Below are 15,107 nucleotides of genomic sequence, written 5' to 3'. Positions count from 1 at the left end.
CGAACAGGGCATTGAGGCAAATGATGGACGATCTGGGCTTCAAATCGATCATCTCCGAGCTCGAGGCGATCGAGCAAACGCTTTCCGCACGGACCGGTACCGCGCCGGAAAGAGCGCGAATCGCCGCTGTCAGGGCCAAATTGCAGACGGCGGCGCGCACGGGCCAGCTCGAGCGCGTTGTCGACGCGCTCTTGCCTCCGGGCGTTCCCCCGCTCTCGGCAGTCTGGCACGCCCACCGGACGGCTGACGCCCGTCAGGAATGCTTGCGTGAACATGGCGCGTGGACAGCATCCGAAGTGGCCGATAGAGCGGGATCGAAGGCAACCAACCGGTCGGCTCTGGCGTCATCCTGGCGAGCCGCCGGCCGCATCGTCGGGGTCGACTGGCACGGGCAGGTCGTCTTCCCCGCCTTCCAGTTCGACGCCGAAGCGCATCCGCGCGTGCCGATCGGGGACGTGCTGTCCCATCTGCGTGACGCCGGCCTCGGAGACTGGGAGCAGGCGCTGTGGTTCACGACGAAGACGGGATGGCTGGGTGACCGTTGTCCGCTGGATGTCCTTGACGAGGATCCCGACGCGGTGGTAGCGGCCGCGGCGGCGTTCCACGACCGGCCGACGTGAGGACGCTGCCCGCCGGGACCACGCTCGTGCGCGTCCATCACGCGCGCTTCGCCCCGGTCGAGTTCGACGCGCCGCGGCGGCTGCCGTACGGGCGGCCGGTCACCCCCACGCTCTACGCGGCGCTCGATGCCGACACCGCGATCGCGGAGGCCCTGTTCCACGATGTACCCGAAGGCTCCGACCTCCCGCGCGCTGCGCTGCGCGACCGCCGGATCAGCCGCCTGTCCATGCCGAGGGCGCTGCGGCTGATCGCGGTCGACGACCGCGCGCTGCTCGACGCGCCCGCGTCGGCCTACGGCTCGACGGCCGATGCCGCCGAGGCGCTGCACGACGCCACTCCCGAGGCCGACGGCATCGTCTGGGCGTCGCGCCGGTTCGCGGACCAGGACGCGATCGTGCTGTTCGGCGACCGCGTCCACTTCCTGCACCACGTCGACGGCCCGCTCGCGCTCGACCATGGGCCGGGCCTCGACCTCGCGGAGCGGGTCGCCATGCGCGCCGGCGTCGGCCTGCTGTTCTGACGGCGGCGTATCACCGCCGCTCGGGCCGCGCTCCAGAACCGTGATGTCCTCAGCGGTCAGAGAGGAGCTCGCGCGGCGTCACGATGCCCGCGCTGAGCGCCTTCCACGCCAGCTCGGCGCGCTTGCGGTTCTGCGGAAGCTCGCCGAGCTCGAGCAGCTCGGCGATGCGCCGCAGATGCGTCTTGACGGCGTCGACGCTGATCGTCAGCTCGGCCGCGATCTGCTTGTTCGTCGCGGGCGCGCCGTAGGGCGCGTCGCGCAGCGGCCGGCACAACGCGACCAGCACGCGGCGCTGCGCGGGCGTGAGGCCGCTCGGGTCCGGCCCGTCGGCGTCGGCCTTCAAGGTCTCGGCGACGCCGCCCGCCTCGGGAGCGCGGAACTGCAGGCTGACGCCGCCGCAGCCGAGCACGTCGGCGTCGCGCAGCCGCCGACGCCCGTTGAGCGGGACGCCGTTGACCGTCGTCCCGTTGCGCGAGAGCCCGTCGTCCTCGACGGTCCAGACGCCGCCGATCCGTTCGAGCACCGCGTGCACGCGCGAGACCTGCGGGTCCCACGCGAGCTCGATCCCGTGGTCGGGGTCGCGACCGATGACGACCTCGCCGGCCTCCGGCAGCCGCACCAGGTGCTGGCGGCCTTCGCCGTCGCGGAACAGCAGGAACGGCACGCCGGAGCGCTCGGCCTCGAGCCGCGCCTGCAACTCGCCCACCGACTGCAGTTCGAACATCCAGCGCATCGTATGGGCACAGGAGTTCGTTGGAGCATGGTCGGTCCGACCGATGTGGTGCAGCCGCCAGTGGCTCGCGCCGCCCGCGCTCGCGACGCGGCCCTCTGGGCCGTGAGCAGCGTGGGTGGTGCGAGACGCTGCGGCTGTGCCGCGGCGGGCGCACCGGAATGCTTGAACGGGCTCCGAGGGGGATCGCCACTCACCCTCGACTCCCCCTGGGTGGAGGCGTTGCCACCTCGCACTGCCCTGGGCGGCGTGCACGCCACGCCCAGGGGGACTGGGAGCGCGGGGCGCCCGGGCGGATCGTCGCTGCCATGCCCGGCCACTACTCCTCCCCCCTCGTCGCCCGCTCCCTCGCCTCCGCCCAGGCCGAGCGCCTCGGCGGCCTCGTCGCCGCCGCCACCGGCGGCGACCCGCTCGCCTGGGCGGAACTGTTCCGCCGCTTCACCCGCCGGATCGCCACCGTCGCCCGCTGCCACCGCTTCACCTCGCACGAGGCCGACGACATCGTCCAGGACACCTGGTTGCGGGCGCTCGAGCACCTCGGCGGGCTCCGCGACCCGGAGAGCGTCGCCGGCTGGCTCAACACGACCGCCCGGCGCGAGTGCCTGCGCCACATCTCGATCAACCAGCGCGAGGCCAAGGCGCGGCGGGCCCTCGAGTCCGAGCTCGTCGAGCCGACCGCGTTCGACGTCCTCGACGGCCACGAGCGCTCGACCGCCCTCGCGCGGGCGCTCGAGCGCGTCACGGAACGGGAGCAGGCGCTGATGCGGGTGCTGCTGGCCGACCCGGAGCCGACCTACGCCGAGGTGTCGCTCGCGCTCGGCATGCCCATCGGCAGCATCGGGCCGACCCGCGGGCGGGCGATCGCGCGCCTGCGGGACGACGACGAGCTCGCCGCGGCCGTCCTGGACTGAGCGAACGACTGCTGGAAGGATCGCCGCACGTGCCCGAGCCGAAGATCGTCGAGCTGGACCAGTTCCTGGCGGAGGCGACCCCGCTGACGGGCACCGAGCGCGGCGTGGTCGTCGGCCAGGCACTGCGGCTCTTCGAGGACTACTACGTCCACCTGGCGCTGAAGCGGTCGATGTACGGCGTCGACCCGGTCCAGCGACTGCGCGTGCTGGAGGCGTCGCTGGACGACTTCGCCGACGACGACCAGGCCTTCCACGAGGAGCTGCTCGCGATCTTTCGCTCGGTGCGCGACCTGCACACCGTCTACAAGCTGCCGAGCCACTTCCACCAGCGCGCGGCGGTCCTGCCGTTCAGCGTCGAGGAGTACTTCGACGACGCCGGCGCACATGTCGTCGTCAAGTACGTCGAGCGCGAGTGGGAGCGGCTCACGATCGAGCGCTCCGGGGCGCCCCTCGCCCGCGGCGTCGTGATCACGACCTGGAACGGGCTCCCGGTCCGGCGGGCGATCGAGAACAACGCCGACCGCCAGAGCGGCTGCAATCCGGCCGCCCGTCACGCCCGCGGCGTGGCGACGATGACCGACCGCCCGCTCGCGGTCTCGCCCGCGCCGCAGGAGGCGACCGTCCGGGTCGAGTTCTCCGACGAAAGCGGCACACCCGGAACGGTCACGTGCAAATGGCGCGTGATCCCCTACGACACGCTCGAGGCGACCGATCCCGACCGGGTCAAGGGTCTGGGCGTGGACGCGGTCGGCGAGGAGGTGCGCCGGTCCTCCAAGCAGCGGTTCTTCCCGGAGCTGGTGGCCGATGAGCCGGGGCGGCGGCGCGCAGGGCTCGGCGCGAGCGGGCGGATCGAGGAGCCCGAGCTCGAGCCGCCGTTCCTCTCGCGCAAGCCGTTCGCCGACGCCCTGCAATGGCGCACGATCGACGTCGACGGCCGCCCGGTCGGGCACCTGCGTATCCGCAGCTTCGCCGTGCTCGACCCGGAGGCGTTCGTCAACGAGGTCTGCGACATCCTCACCGGCCTCCCCGCGGACGGGCTGATCCTCGACGTCCGCGGGAACGGCGGCGGGGCGATCGCGGCCGGAGAGCTGCTCCTGCAGGTCTTCACCGTGCGCAAGATCACGCCTGAGCCGATGCAGGTCCGCACGACGCCGGCGACCCGCCGGCTGTCCTCGTCGAGCACCGAGATCAGCGCGTTCAGGCCGTCGCTGACACGGGCGATCGAGACCGCCGAGGTCTACTCGGACCAGCAGCCGCTCGAGCCGGCGCACGCGTTCGCGTGCAACATCCGTGGGCAGCGCTACCACGGCCCCGTCGTCCTGCTGGTCGACGCGCTCTGCTACAGCACGACCGACATCTTCGCCGCCGGCTTCCAGGACCACGGAATCGGGAAGGTCATCGGCCTCGACGCCAACACCGGCGCCGGCGGGGCCAACGTCTGGAACCACGGCCGGCTGCTCGGCGTGGGCGGCGGCGACTCGGGACTCAGGGCGCTCCCGGGTGGGACCGACATGCGGGTCGCGCTGCGGCGCACACTGCGCGTCAACCGATCCGCGGGCGTCCCGGTCGAGGAGTTCGGGATCACTCCTGACGAGCGCCACGACCGCACCCGCGCCGACGTCCTGGACGGCAACCGCGACCTGCTGGCGTTCGCGGTCTCGATCCTGCATCACCACTCGCGCCCGCCCTGCCGGCTGGACGTCCTCGCCGAGCCCGTCGACGGCGGCGCCAAGCGCTTGACGATCACCACCGAGCGCCTGACCCGCATCGACGCGTACGTCGACGGTCATCCGGTGTCGGCATCGATCGTGGTCGACCCGGCGGGAGCGACCACGAAGCTGGACGTCACCGGCGACTTCGGCGCCAAGCTCGAGATCCTCGGCTTCGACGAAGGCGGTGGCCCCGTCGCGGAGGCCGGCGGGCCCATCGCACGCTTCCTCGCAAAGTCCAAGACCCCCAAGTGAAAGAGAAGGCCATGGCCGCCAAGGTCCCGTTCCCCGGCTACGACACGATGGACGTCAAGGAGGTGCGCAAGGCGATGGCGCAGCACTTCCACGAAGCGCTGGACGGCTTCCGCGCGATCGTCAAGGACGCGATCGCCTTCGAGAAGGAGACCGGGACGCACGGGGGTGAGCTCGACGGCGAGCTCAAGGCAGGGCTGATCCGGCTCGAGAGCGAGATCCAGGAGGGAACCGACCGCTGGGGTGGCGTCGGCAACGACTAGAGGCGTGCGGCGCGGCGCGCAAGCGCCGGCAGTCCGAGTGCGCGCGCCGAGGCGAGGGCCTCGGCGCGCAGGCGCGGCGCCGCCTCGGGCAGCGCCGTGGCGTGGTCGAGCAGCGTCTGCAGCACCCACGGGTCCGCGTGCCAGCGGGCGTTGAGCTCGCGCGCCCGCTCGAAGTGGGCGTGCGCGCGGGCAGTGTCCCCGGTCAGCGCCGCCAGGCGGCCGAGCGGCCGGGCCGCCGAGCCGAGGAGGCCCCATGCGCGGTCGATGACGATGTTCCAGTCCGCGTAGGGCTCCAGGCGCGCGTACAGCGCGTGCGCGGCGGCACGGTCGCCGACGCCGGCCGCGACGTCGGCCAGCAGCGTCAGCGCGGCGAGCCGGTCGGGGTCGCGGTCGGCGCGCTCGAAGTCGCCGAAGCGCGCGAGCAGCCGCCGGGCCTGGTCGTCGTCGCCCGTGAGCAGCGCGTGGCGGGCGAGCAGCGCGGGCCACAACGGCAGCTCGGCGAAGCGATCCGCGAAGCCCGTCAGCGCGTCGGCGGGAACGCGGTCCGGCTCCCCGCGCAGGACGCCGAGCACGAGCCGCTGGACGCTGTACTCCTGCTCGGAGTCGGCGTCGTGCGGCCGGATCGTCGCGATCGCCTCCTCGGCGAGCCGGTCGGCGGTCTCCAGCTCCCCGCGGAACGCGGCGACCGCGCCGCGCAGCACGAGCCCGTACCAGCGGTAGTACATGCGGCCGAGCTCGTCCGACAGGCGCAGGTAGGCCGCCAGCTCGGCGTCGGCTTCGCGCAGCTCGCCGAGCGCGAGCGCGTCGGTGACGCGGATGATCCGGGCCCACATCGCGCCCTGGCGCTCGCCCGCCTGCGCGAGCGCGATCACCTCGGCCGTGTGCTCGCGGCGCAGCGCGATCGACTGCGGCCGCCAATTGACCAGCGGGCTGATGCCCAGCAGCAGGACGAGCAGGTCGTGGTCGCCGAGCCGGCGCGCCATCGCCAGCGCCTGCTCCATCAGCGCCTCGCGGCGCGGCTGGTCCGCGCGCGGGTCCAGGCGGACCGCGAGCCGGCCGAGCGCGGCGGCGCGGAGCGGCGCGTCCTCGCCGGGCAAGCGATCGAGCGCGCGCTCGAGGAGCCGGACCGCCTCGTGATGGACCTTGCCGTACGGGCCCCACTCGGCGAAGCCCAGCGCCGCCCGCGCCAGCAGCTCAGGGGTCCGCGTGCGCTCGGCGACCTCGGCCGCGCGCCGGTACTCCGCCCGCCCCGCCTCGCTCTGCCCCGCGCCGGTGCGGGCGGCGGCCAGCGCGAGCAGCAGCTCGCAGGTGGTCTCGGCGTCGGGGGTCTCCAGGCGCTCCGTGAGCGCGACCGCGCGCTCGTAGTGCGCCGCCGCGTCCGCGAACGCGAGCAGGAGCAGCGCCTGCTCGGCGGCGACGCGCGCGTAGCGGATCGCGCGTTCGGCCTCGGCGGCGCGGGCGCCTTCGTAGAAGTGCAGGGCGAGCTCGGCGACGTCGACCTCGCCGCCGCGGTCGTAGCGGGCCTCCAGGACCTCCGCCGCGGCGCGATGCAGGGCGCGGCGGCGGCGATTCGGCAGCTCGGCGAGGACGGCGTCGCGCACGATCGCGTGGGCGAAGCGCCAGCGGTCGCCGCCGTCGGTGGGCGCGCCCGCGAGCTCGGCTTCGACCGCGGCGTCGAGCGCCTCCTCGACGGTGTCGACGTCGGTCGCGAGCATCCGCGCGAGGGTCTCCGAGCGGAACTCCGGCCCGAGCACCGAGGCGGCCTGGAGCGCGGTCACGGTCTCAGCGGGGAGCCGTTCGAGGCGGCGTCCGATGACGTCGATGACGCGCTTGGGAACCGTGGTGAGGTCGTTGAGGTCGCCCATCCGCACCACCTCGCCCACGAACAGCGGGCTGCCGCCGGTGTGGCGGTGGATGGCCGCGACGACCTCCGGGCTCGCGGACCGCCCGGACGCGGCCTCGATCAGGCGGCCGACGTCCTCCAGGCCGAGCCCGCGCAACTCGAGCCGCTCATGCTCGATCGCTCGCAGCGCCTCGCGCGCCTCCCCCGGCCGGTAGGTGACCAGGACGAGGATCGGCAGCCGTCCGAGCAGCGGCGCGAGGTGCTCGAGCAGGGCGAGCGAGGAGCGGTCGGCCCATTGCAGGTCCTCGATGACGACGAGCAGCGGGCGTTGCGCGGCGGCGCCGCGCAGGACACCCGCGATCGCCTCGAAGAGCGCGAAGCGCGCCTCGGCCGTGGTCGCCGCGGGCACGGTCAGCGCGGGGACGATCCGGTGTGCCTCGGACGGCAGACCCGCCGGCTCGAGGTCGCGCAGCGCCTCGGCCCACGGCCAGAACGCGGGCGCCCCCTCCATCTCGACGCACCGGCCCCAGCTGACCGTCGCATCCACCCGCTCGGCCAGCGCGCGGGCGAGCCGGGTCTTGCCGCTGCCGGGCTCGCCGGCGATGCCGACGAGGCCGCCGTGGCCGTTGTCGGCGGCGGCGAACGCGCGCTCGAGCGCGGCCAGGTCAGCGTCGCGGCCGAACAGCGCCGGCCCGGGCGCGCCGCCGAGCGCCTCGCGGACCGCCGTCGCGTCGGGGCGATCCTCGGGCCGCTTGGCCAGCAGCGCGTGGACGAGCGTGGCGACTTCGCCGAACGCCTCAGGCAGCGGCGGCGGCTCGGCGGAGATGTGCTGGGCGGCGAGCGTCCGCGTGTCCGCGCCCTTGAACGGCGGCTCGCCGGTGAGCGCCTCGTAGAGGGTCGCGCCGAGCGAGTAGAGGTCGCTGGGAGGGCCGACGGGCGCGCCGCGCGCCTGCTCGGGCGAGAGGTAGTGGGCGGTGCCGTGGATCGTCGCCGCCTGCTCCTCCCCCGCGGCGAGCGCGAGACCGAAGTCGCCGAGCGTCGCGGTGCCGTCGGCGGTCAGCCAGATGTTGTCGGGCTTGACGTCGCGGTGGACGATCCCGTGGGCGTGGGCGTGGGCGAGCGCGTCGGCGATGTCACGGCCGACGCGCCGGACGGTGTCGATCCCGAGCGGCCCTGTGGCGCTGAGCGAGCCGCCGGCGAGGTGGCGGACGACCATGTACACCAGGCCCTCGTCCTCGCCCCAGTCGTAGATCGTCGCGATGTGCGGGTGCTCGCCGAGGCGGCCCATCACCTTGGCCTCGCGCTCCACCCGCTCGCGCTCGCCGCCGATCAGGCACAGCGCGACCTCGCGGTCGAGCTTGGTGTCGTAGGCGAGCACGACCGTCTTGGAGGTGCCGCGACCGAGGTCGCGGTGAATCCGGTACCGGCCGGCGAACAACCGCGCCGTCGGTTCCTCGATCGTGGGTCGCGGGTCCGGGCTCAGCTTGGCGCGACTATACGCGCGCGCGGCCTGCATGAGAGGATCGTGCGGTGATCGGGCGAGAACGCGAGCTGGCCCGGTTGCGCGCCGCGATGGGCGAGCTGCAGGACGGTGCCCCGGCGGTGGTCGCGGTGGCGGGCGAGCCGGGGATCGGCAAGTCGCGGCTCCTGCGAGCGCTGCGCGAGGACGCGGGCGAGCGCGGGATGCTCGTGTTGTCGGGACGGGCGGCGGAGTTCGAGCGCGAGCTCCCGTACGGCGCGCTGGTCGACGCGCTCGACGCGCACCTGCGCACGCTCGACGACACGCGCCTGCGCGGGCTCGAGCACTCCCAGCTCGCGCGGATCTTCCCGGCGCTGGAGCACGAGGCGCCGCAGGCGCCGATGCTCGCCGCCGAGCGCTACCGGGCGCACCGCGCGGTGATCGAGCTGATCGGCCGCCTGGCGGCGACGCGGCCGCTCGTGCTCACGCTCGACGACGTCCACGACGCCGACCCGGCGCTGCTCGAGCTGCTCGTCGCGCTGCTGCGGCGGGCGCCGGACGCGCGGGTGCTGGTGGCGGTCGCGATGCGCCGCGCGCAGATCCCGCCACCGCTGGCGGAGGCGCTGAACGGGGCGCAGCGCGACGGGACGGTGGTGCGGTTGGACCTGCGGCCGCTCGACCCGAGCGACGCGCTCGAGCTGATCGGTCCCGACGTCCCGCCCGCCCAGCGCGACGCGGTCCTGCGCGAGAGCGGCGGCAACCCGTTCTACCTCGAGCAACTGGTGCGCGCGGGCGGCGACGTGCTGCCGACGACCGTGACCGAGGCGATCCGGGGCGAGCTGCGGGCGCTCGATTCGAGTGCGCGGCGGCTGCTGGAGGGCGCCGCGGTCGCGGGCGACCCGTTCGAGCCGGACCTGGCCGCGGCCGCTTCCTCGCTGGACGTGGGTGAGGCTCTGGAGCTGCTCGACGGGCTGCTGGCCGCGGGGTTCGTGCGCGAGACGCGAGTCCCGCGGGAGTTCGCGTTCCGGCACCCGCTCGTGCGCCGGGCGGTGTACGAGAGCGCGGGCGGCGGCTGGCGGCTCGCCGCGCACGCCCGGGTGGCGAGCGCGCTGGAGGCGCGCGGTGCGGCGCCGGCGCAGCTCGCCCACCACGTGCAGTTCTCCGCCTCGCACGGGGATGAGAGCGCGATCGCGCTGCTGCGCGCCGCGGGCGACGCGGTGCGCCCGCAGACGCCCGCCAGCGCCGCGCACTGGTACGGGGCGGCGCTGCGGCTGTTGCCGGGGCCGAACGCGGAGCGCAGGCGGGCGCTGCTGGAGGACCTCGCCGGCGCGGAGGCCGCGGCGGGGCGGCTGGAGGAGAGCCGGCGGGCGCTGCTGGAGGCGCTGGTGCTGGCGCCCGACCGCGGCTCGCCCGAGCATCTGCGGCTGGTCGCCGGCTGCGCGGCCACCGAGCACTGGCTCGGGCGCCATGAGGACGCGCGGCGGCGGCTGCTGGCGGCGTTGAACGAGGTCGGCGACTCGCCGGCGCTGCTGCTGGAGCTGGCGTTCGACGCGCTGTACGGACTCGACCTGGAGGCGAGCGCGGCGTGGGCGGAGCAGGCGCTCGTGCACGCGGACCGGCTGACGCGCGCGACGGGCGCGGCGCTGCTGAGCCTGGTGCGGGCGGCCGACGGGCGGTTGGAGCAGGCCGAGCGGGCGCGCGACGCCGCGCTGGCGGAGATCGCCCTGCTGGACGACCGCGAGCTCGTCGAACGCCTCGAAGCGCTCTGGTATCTCGCGTGGGCGGAGACGTTCCTCGACCACTACGACGCCGCGCTGGAGCACGGGCGGCACGGGATCGAGCTGTGCCGCGCGACCGGCCAGGACCGGCTGATCGTGCCGTTGGTGCTCTCGTCGGTCTTCCCGCTGGAGATGCTGGGGCGGATCGACGAGGCGCGCGAGGCGGGCGCTTCCGCGGTCGACGCGGCGCGCCTGTCAGGCAACCACCACCACCTCTCGTGGGCGCTGTGGGAGTACGGGCTGACGCTCTGGTACAGCGGGGACAGCGCAGCGGCGCGGCTGGCGCTGGAGGAGAGCCGCGTGCTCGCCGACGAGACGGGTCGCAACGTGCTCTGGGAGTCCGAGCCGGGCTGGGCGCTGGCCACGATCATGGCCGACGAGGGGGACTTCCGGGCCTCGCTCACCACCACGCTGCGCTGGTGCGGCGGCGAGGAGCTGCCGGTGGTCGTGCCCGCCGAGCGCTGCATCGGCTGGGACATCCTCACCGACACGACGATCGGCCTCGGGCGGCTGGACGAGACGGCCGGCCACGTCGCGCGGCTGGAGGCCCAGGTCGTGCGGCCGCTCGGCGCGGTGCTGGCCAAGCGCTCGCGGGCGGCGCTGCTGCTCGCCCGCGGCGACGCCGAGGCCGCCGCGGCCGTGGCGCGCGAGGCGTGCGAGTTGGCCGCCGTCACGGGCGTCGTCTTCGAGGGCCGCCGCGCGCAGGTCATGCTCGGCCGCGCCCTGGCCGCCGGCGGCGACCGCACCGGCGCGATCCGCGAGCTGCGCGACGCCGAGCTCGCTCTGGACGCGGGCGGCGCGCACGCGGTCCGTGACGAGGCGCGACGCGAGCTGCGCAAGCTCGGCCACCGCGTCGACCAGGCGCGCCGCCGCGGCGCCGCCTCGGACGCCACGGCGGGTCTCGCCGCCCTCTCGGCGCGCGAGCGCGAGGTCGTCGCCCTCGTCGCCGCGGGCCGCACGAACCCGGCGATCGCCGAAGAGCTCTTCCTCTCCGTCAAGACCGTCGAGACCCACCTGCGCAACGTCTTCTCGAAGCTCGGCGTGGCCTCGCGGGCCGAGGTCGCGGCGGCGTTCGCGCGCGGCTCGGACGCGGTCTAGCAGCGTTTCTGCGGCTTGGTCGCGCCGAGCGGCAGGCACATGCTCCGCTGCGCCGGCAGGTCGCCGCGCCGGACCAGGTAGCGGGACACCTTGGCGATCGTGTTCGGCATGCTGATCATCACGTCGAGCGTGATCCCGGGCCGCAGCCGCTTCTTGAACAGCTTGGTCAAGGACACCTCGCCGTTGGCGTCGGTCGTCTTGATGCGCTGTTTGAACGGGCAGCCTTTCCCGCCGCACAGCACGTCCACGCGTGCGCCGGGCGGCGCGTCCTGCACGCGCAGGTAGACGACCGATGGACTCGCGTGCTTGGTCGCCACGAAGAACTTGCTCCGCACGGTCGCGACGACCTTCCCGGGCTGATCCCCGCCGCTGCAGTCGTCGTCGATCCCGTTCCCGGGGATCTCCGGCGCCCCCGGATGGACGGTGTTGTTGACGTCCGAGCAGTCGGTGGTCGACGGATAGCCGTCGCCGTCTTGATCGACCAGCGGCGAGGGCTGCGGGGTGGGCGTCGGTGTCGGCGTCGGCGTCGCTCCCGGCTGCGCGGGCGCCGCGGGGCGCGTGATCGTGTGGCTCGGGGCGCACTCGCCGTTTGATTTGCACAGGTCGTAGCGGATCGCCGCGATCGCGTTCGGGCTCGTGTCCAGGCGGCGGTCGATCGGCCGGTACTGGGCCTCGCCGTCGCGCACGAAGTACGACGTGAGCTCCTGGCCGGCGGTCCCGAGCGCGGTCATCGTCATCCGCACCGCGAACCCGTCCGGCGTCCCCGCGTCCTTGACCTGCCCGCGGGGGAAGACCTGCGTCGGCGGGAGCGGCGCGCCGTTGGCCGGGTCGTTGAACGGATCGTCGGCGATGTTCCCGTACGCCCACGTGACGGGGAACCGGAACGCCTCAGCGCTCGACGCCGCCGCCAGACACACCGCCACCGTCAACAGCCCCACCACTGCCCGCATCGAGCGCCAGGATGCCAGCTCGCCGCCGCCCCGTCGAGCGGCGGCGAGCACTGGGTCAGCGGCCGAGCATCCCGTCGGCCGTGATCGCGCGCACCGTCACGCGCTTGGCGCGCGCGGTGGTGCGGAGGGTGAGCGAGCGGTTCGTCACCTGGCGGACGACCCGGCGGCCGTCGGAGAGCGTGAGCGTGACGACGTAGCGCTCGGCACCCGTCGCCGCGCGCCACGAGACGTTCAGGCGGGACCCGCGCTTGCTCGTCTTCACGCCCCGGACGAGGCCCGGGCGGAAGACCTTCGGCGCGCGGTAGTGGCCGACGACGAGCTGGTCGGTGACCATGCCGTCCTGCTCGACGATCGCGACGATCTCGCGCTTCTCGCCGGCGCCGCCGGCGGGGTTGAACGAGATCGCGCCGGACAGCTGCTTTGCCCCGCCGATCGTGCCGGAGGTGCTCGGGCCGCGCTCGATGAACGAGACGGTCTGCGACGGGTCCTTGGCGATGTCGTAGGCGAGGGTGCGCCGCGCGCCGTCGCGCGCGATCCGCACGTCGATCTTCGGCTTGGCGATCGCGTCGGCGACCTTGAGTGAGGTGACCGGGACGGAGCCGTCCTCGACGATCACCTTCCAGTCGCCCGCGCTGGGCCTGAGCACGGCGACCTGGGTGATGTTCGCCTGCGGGTTCTTCATCAGCAGGAACGGCTTGGCCTCGACCGGCATCAGGTCGTCGGGCGTCGAGATCCGCTCACCCTTGGGGCCGACGAGCGTGATCTTCGGCGGGGCGCCGGCGCCGGTGGCGACGAACGCGGTGCCCGGCAGCCCTTCGGGGACCGTCACGACCCGCTCCTCCAATGCGGCGGCGCGCGCCCGGTTCAGGTGCTCGCGGTACGGACCGAGCGAGCAGCCGGAGAAGTACGGCGTCGGCAGCGAGTCGCCCCACTTGTAGCCGAAGCCGGGGCGCCAGTCGTCGATGCCGTAGTCGATGACCATGCACACCGCGATGCCCTTGGAGGACACGAGCGCCTTCACGCCGCGACACCAGTCGACGAAGTCCAGGCAGCCCTTGACACCACCCTCGGCGTTGAACTTCTTGCCGAGCACGCCGAGCTCCAGATAGCCGCGGATCGACGCGAAGCCGTCCCAGCCGTAGCGGAAGTTGCCGGCGACCTTCAGGAAGCCGTCGGTGTGGGCCTCGAACGTCGCGTCGGCGAACGGGATCGTCGCCACCTTGACGTCGCCGAAGGCGCGGAAGACCGACGGGCGGTCGTCGTAGGTGGCGATGCCGAGCCCGGCGTCGAGCGAGATCAGGCTCGCGCCGAGCACCTGCGGGCCGCCGGTCAGGCCGACCTCGCCGCACAGCGCGAAGGTGGGGACGCCGTAGTCGGTCTCGAAGACGAGCGTGCCGATCACCTGCTTCTCGACGCCCAGGTGCGGCACGCACTCGCTCTTCTTGGGCGAGACCTCGACGCGGAACTTGATCCGCTGCAGGTAGACGGGGCCGAACGGTCCGGCTCCCGGCGAGCCGAAGCCGACCTCAGCGCCCGCGTAGTTGAAGTCGCCCTTGTAGATGCCGGCCTTGGCGTCGACGTAGGCGTCGAGCACCGGGAGCTGGACGTTGGCCTCGATCTCCCACAGGCCCTCGCCGTCGTAGCTGACGAGGAGCGTGTCGAGGCCGATCGGGCCGATCGAGGCGTTCGGGACGGTGAAGCTGAACGCGTCGTCGGCGCTCGCCGCGCCCGCGATCTTCGTCTCCGTCGAGCGCTGCGTCAGCACGATCGGCTTCTCGGACGTGGGCGCGCCGAACGCGTCCGGCAGCTTCACGTAGAAGCTCGTGCGGCTCGTGCCCTTGGCGGGCAGCTCGAGGTACTCCGGCGCGCCGGTGATGCGCAGGCCGTTGAGCAGCTTGCCGTCGAGCGAGGCGACGTTCTCGAGCCGGCCGTTGCGCGCGACCCAGTGCAGCGCGCCCTTCTGCAGCTCGACCGTGCCGTTCTGGAAGGGGAGCGTCGCGACGGCGTCGCCGGCGATGATCTCCAAGCGCCGCAGCAGGCCCGAGCCGAGGACGTTGAGCAGCACCCGCTTGCCGTTGCGGGGGACGATCGTGACGCCGTTGACGGTGAGCGGGAACGCCGAGCGGTACTGGACGCCGTTGTCGAGCGTGTAGCGGCGCAGGCACGGCCCGGTGGCGACGATCCGGCCCTCGCGCATCCAGTCCTGGCACTCCGGCTCGAGCTTGGTCAGCGGCATCGTCGTCTCGCCGGTCAGGCCGTCGTCGTCGGTGACCCGGAGCCGCAGCGTCGCGGGCTTCTCGTCCTTGAGCGTCACGGCGAGCTTCGGGCTCGCGCCGGTGTCGGACTCGAAGACCCCGTTGCCGTCGACGTCCCACTCGTAGCGGACGATCTGGCCGTCGTCGGAGGAGGGCGTCGCGTCGAACGTCTTCGGCTTGTCGAGCCCGACGATCGGGCCGAAGCAGAGCTGGGTGGTTCCCAGCGGGCCGCACTGCTGGTCGATCCGCGCGACGGGCGGGAGCTTGATCTTCGGGGCGTGGATCACCGTCGGCGCCGGCGTCGCGGTGGGCGTGGGCGTGGGCGTGGGTGCGCCGCCTTCCTTCACCACGATCGTCCGGGTGACGGAGTCGGTCACCACGACGGTTCCGACGCGCCTGACGCGGAGCGTCACGCGATGCTCGCCGGGCGTCGTGAACGCGGTCGTCACCGCCATCGCGTTGCCGTCGTCGAAGACGTCGTCGGCGTCGAGGTCCCACGCGTACTCGAGCTTCGCGCCGGTGGGGTTCTTCGTCGTGTCGGTCAGCGTCACGAGCTCGTTGACGGCCGGCTCGGCCGGCGTGAACTCGAACGATGCGTCGAGCGGGGTCTGTGCTCCGGCGGTGGCGGCGCCCAGAAGGGCGAGCACGCACACCCAGAAGAGCAGGGCTGGTCTCAGCAGGTTCATGCCGCCAACCCTCTGGTCTGGCGGCCCCCGGG

At 73.7% G+C, this 15,107-nt stretch carries 10 protein-coding genes; 6 read left to right on the top strand and 4 right to left on the bottom strand.

What is annotated here, in order from left to right; translation table 11 throughout:
• Positions 1-20: 20 nt before the first annotated feature.
• Both G569_RS60200 and G569_RS0141895 read left to right on the top strand, forming a co-directional pair.
• Positions 21-620: a hypothetical protein gene (locus G569_RS60200; RefSeq protein WP_028067836.1), complete on the top strand. Its 600-nt coding sequence runs from the start codon at positions 21-23 to the stop codon at positions 618-620.
• Positions 617-1,141, top strand: coding sequence for an RES family NAD+ phosphorylase (locus G569_RS0141895; protein ID WP_028067835.1), 525 nt, complete (start codon positions 617-619; stop codon positions 1,139-1,141). The genes G569_RS60200 and G569_RS0141895 overlap by 4 nt, the downstream gene beginning before the upstream one ends.
• Positions 1,142-1,190: 49 nt before the next feature.
• On the opposite strand, the gene G569_RS0141890 is transcribed toward G569_RS0141895, so the two are convergent.
• Positions 1,191-1,865: an FHA domain-containing protein gene (locus G569_RS0141890; RefSeq protein WP_211233234.1), complete on the bottom strand. Its 675-nt coding sequence runs from the start codon at positions 1,863-1,865 to the stop codon at positions 1,191-1,193.
• Positions 1,866-2,179: 314 nt separating this feature from the next.
• Here G569_RS0141890 and G569_RS62080 point away from each other — a divergent pair, with 314 nt between their 5' ends.
• The 3 genes from G569_RS62080 to G569_RS0141875 are packed head-to-tail and all read left to right on the top strand — an operon-like array spanning position 2,180 to position 5,006.
• Entirely contained in the window at positions 2,180-2,782 is a 603-nt protein-coding gene (locus G569_RS62080) for an RNA polymerase sigma factor (protein ID WP_053227795.1), read from the top strand.
• Between the two features lie 29 nt (positions 2,783-2,811).
• A complete protein-coding gene (locus G569_RS56175; RefSeq protein WP_053227794.1) occupies positions 2,812-4,746 on the top strand; it encodes a S41 family peptidase in 1,935 nt (644 codons plus the stop codon).
• Positions 4,747-4,757: 11 nt separating this feature from the next.
• On the top strand, positions 4,758-5,006 hold the full coding sequence (locus G569_RS0141875; protein WP_157592678.1) for a hypothetical protein: 249 nt from the start codon (positions 4,758-4,760) through the stop codon (positions 5,004-5,006).
• Here G569_RS0141875 and G569_RS0141870 read toward each other — a convergent pair.
• Positions 5,003-8,365, bottom strand: coding sequence for a protein kinase domain-containing protein (locus G569_RS0141870; protein WP_028067832.1), 3,363 nt, complete (start codon positions 8,363-8,365; stop codon positions 5,003-5,005). The two genes, G569_RS0141875 and G569_RS0141870, sit on opposite strands and share 4 nt — an antisense overlap.
• A gap of 14 nt (positions 8,366-8,379) precedes the next feature.
• Here G569_RS0141870 and G569_RS0141865 point away from each other — a divergent pair, with 14 nt between their 5' ends.
• Positions 8,380-11,184 (top strand): helix-turn-helix transcriptional regulator, encoded by a 2,805-nt coding sequence (locus G569_RS0141865; protein ID WP_028067831.1) that lies wholly within the window; start codon positions 8,380-8,382, stop codon positions 11,182-11,184.
• Here the strand turns inward: G569_RS0141865 and G569_RS0141860 are convergent.
• Positions 11,181-12,134 carry a putative metal-binding motif-containing protein gene (locus G569_RS0141860; RefSeq protein WP_157592677.1) on the bottom strand — a complete coding sequence of 318 codons (954 nt, stop codon included), beginning with the start codon at positions 12,132-12,134 and terminating at the stop codon, positions 11,181-11,183. The two genes, G569_RS0141865 and G569_RS0141860, sit on opposite strands and share 4 nt — an antisense overlap.
• Positions 12,135-12,189: 55 nt before the next feature.
• Entirely contained in the window at positions 12,190-15,075 is a 2,886-nt protein-coding gene (locus G569_RS0141855; protein WP_028067829.1) for a PKD domain-containing protein, read from the bottom strand.
• Positions 15,076-15,107: the final 32 nt, after the last annotated feature.

The sequence above is a fragment of the Solirubrobacter soli DSM 22325 genome, from assembly GCF_000423665.1.
GTDB classification, from domain to species: domain Bacteria; phylum Actinomycetota; class Thermoleophilia; order Solirubrobacterales; family Solirubrobacteraceae; genus Solirubrobacter; species Solirubrobacter soli.
This window is presented reverse-complemented; position numbering and strand designations above follow the sequence as displayed.

Coding starts and splice junctions, on each gene's coding strand:
- G569_RS0141855 (WP_028067829.1), bottom strand. CDS start 15,075: ATGAACCTGCTGAGACCAGCCCTGCTCTTCTGGGTGTGCGTGCTCGCC.
- G569_RS62080 (WP_053227795.1), top strand. CDS start 2,180: ATGCCCGGCCACTACTCCTCCCCCCTCGTCGCCCGCTCCCTCGCCTCC.
- G569_RS0141890 (WP_211233234.1), bottom strand. CDS start 1,865: ATGTTCGAACTGCAGTCGGTGGGCGAGTTGCAGGCGCGGCTCGAGGCC.
- G569_RS0141870 (WP_028067832.1), bottom strand. CDS start 8,365: ATGCAGGCCGCGCGCGCGTATAGTCGCGCCAAGCTGAGCCCGGACCCG.
- G569_RS0141860 (WP_157592677.1), bottom strand. CDS start 12,134: ATGCGGGCAGTGGTGGGGCTGTTGACGGTGGCGGTGTGTCTGGCGGCG.
- G569_RS0141875 (WP_157592678.1), top strand. CDS start 4,758: ATGGCCGCCAAGGTCCCGTTCCCCGGCTACGACACGATGGACGTCAAG.
- G569_RS60200 (WP_028067836.1), top strand. CDS start 21: ATGATGGACGATCTGGGCTTCAAATCGATCATCTCCGAGCTCGAGGCG.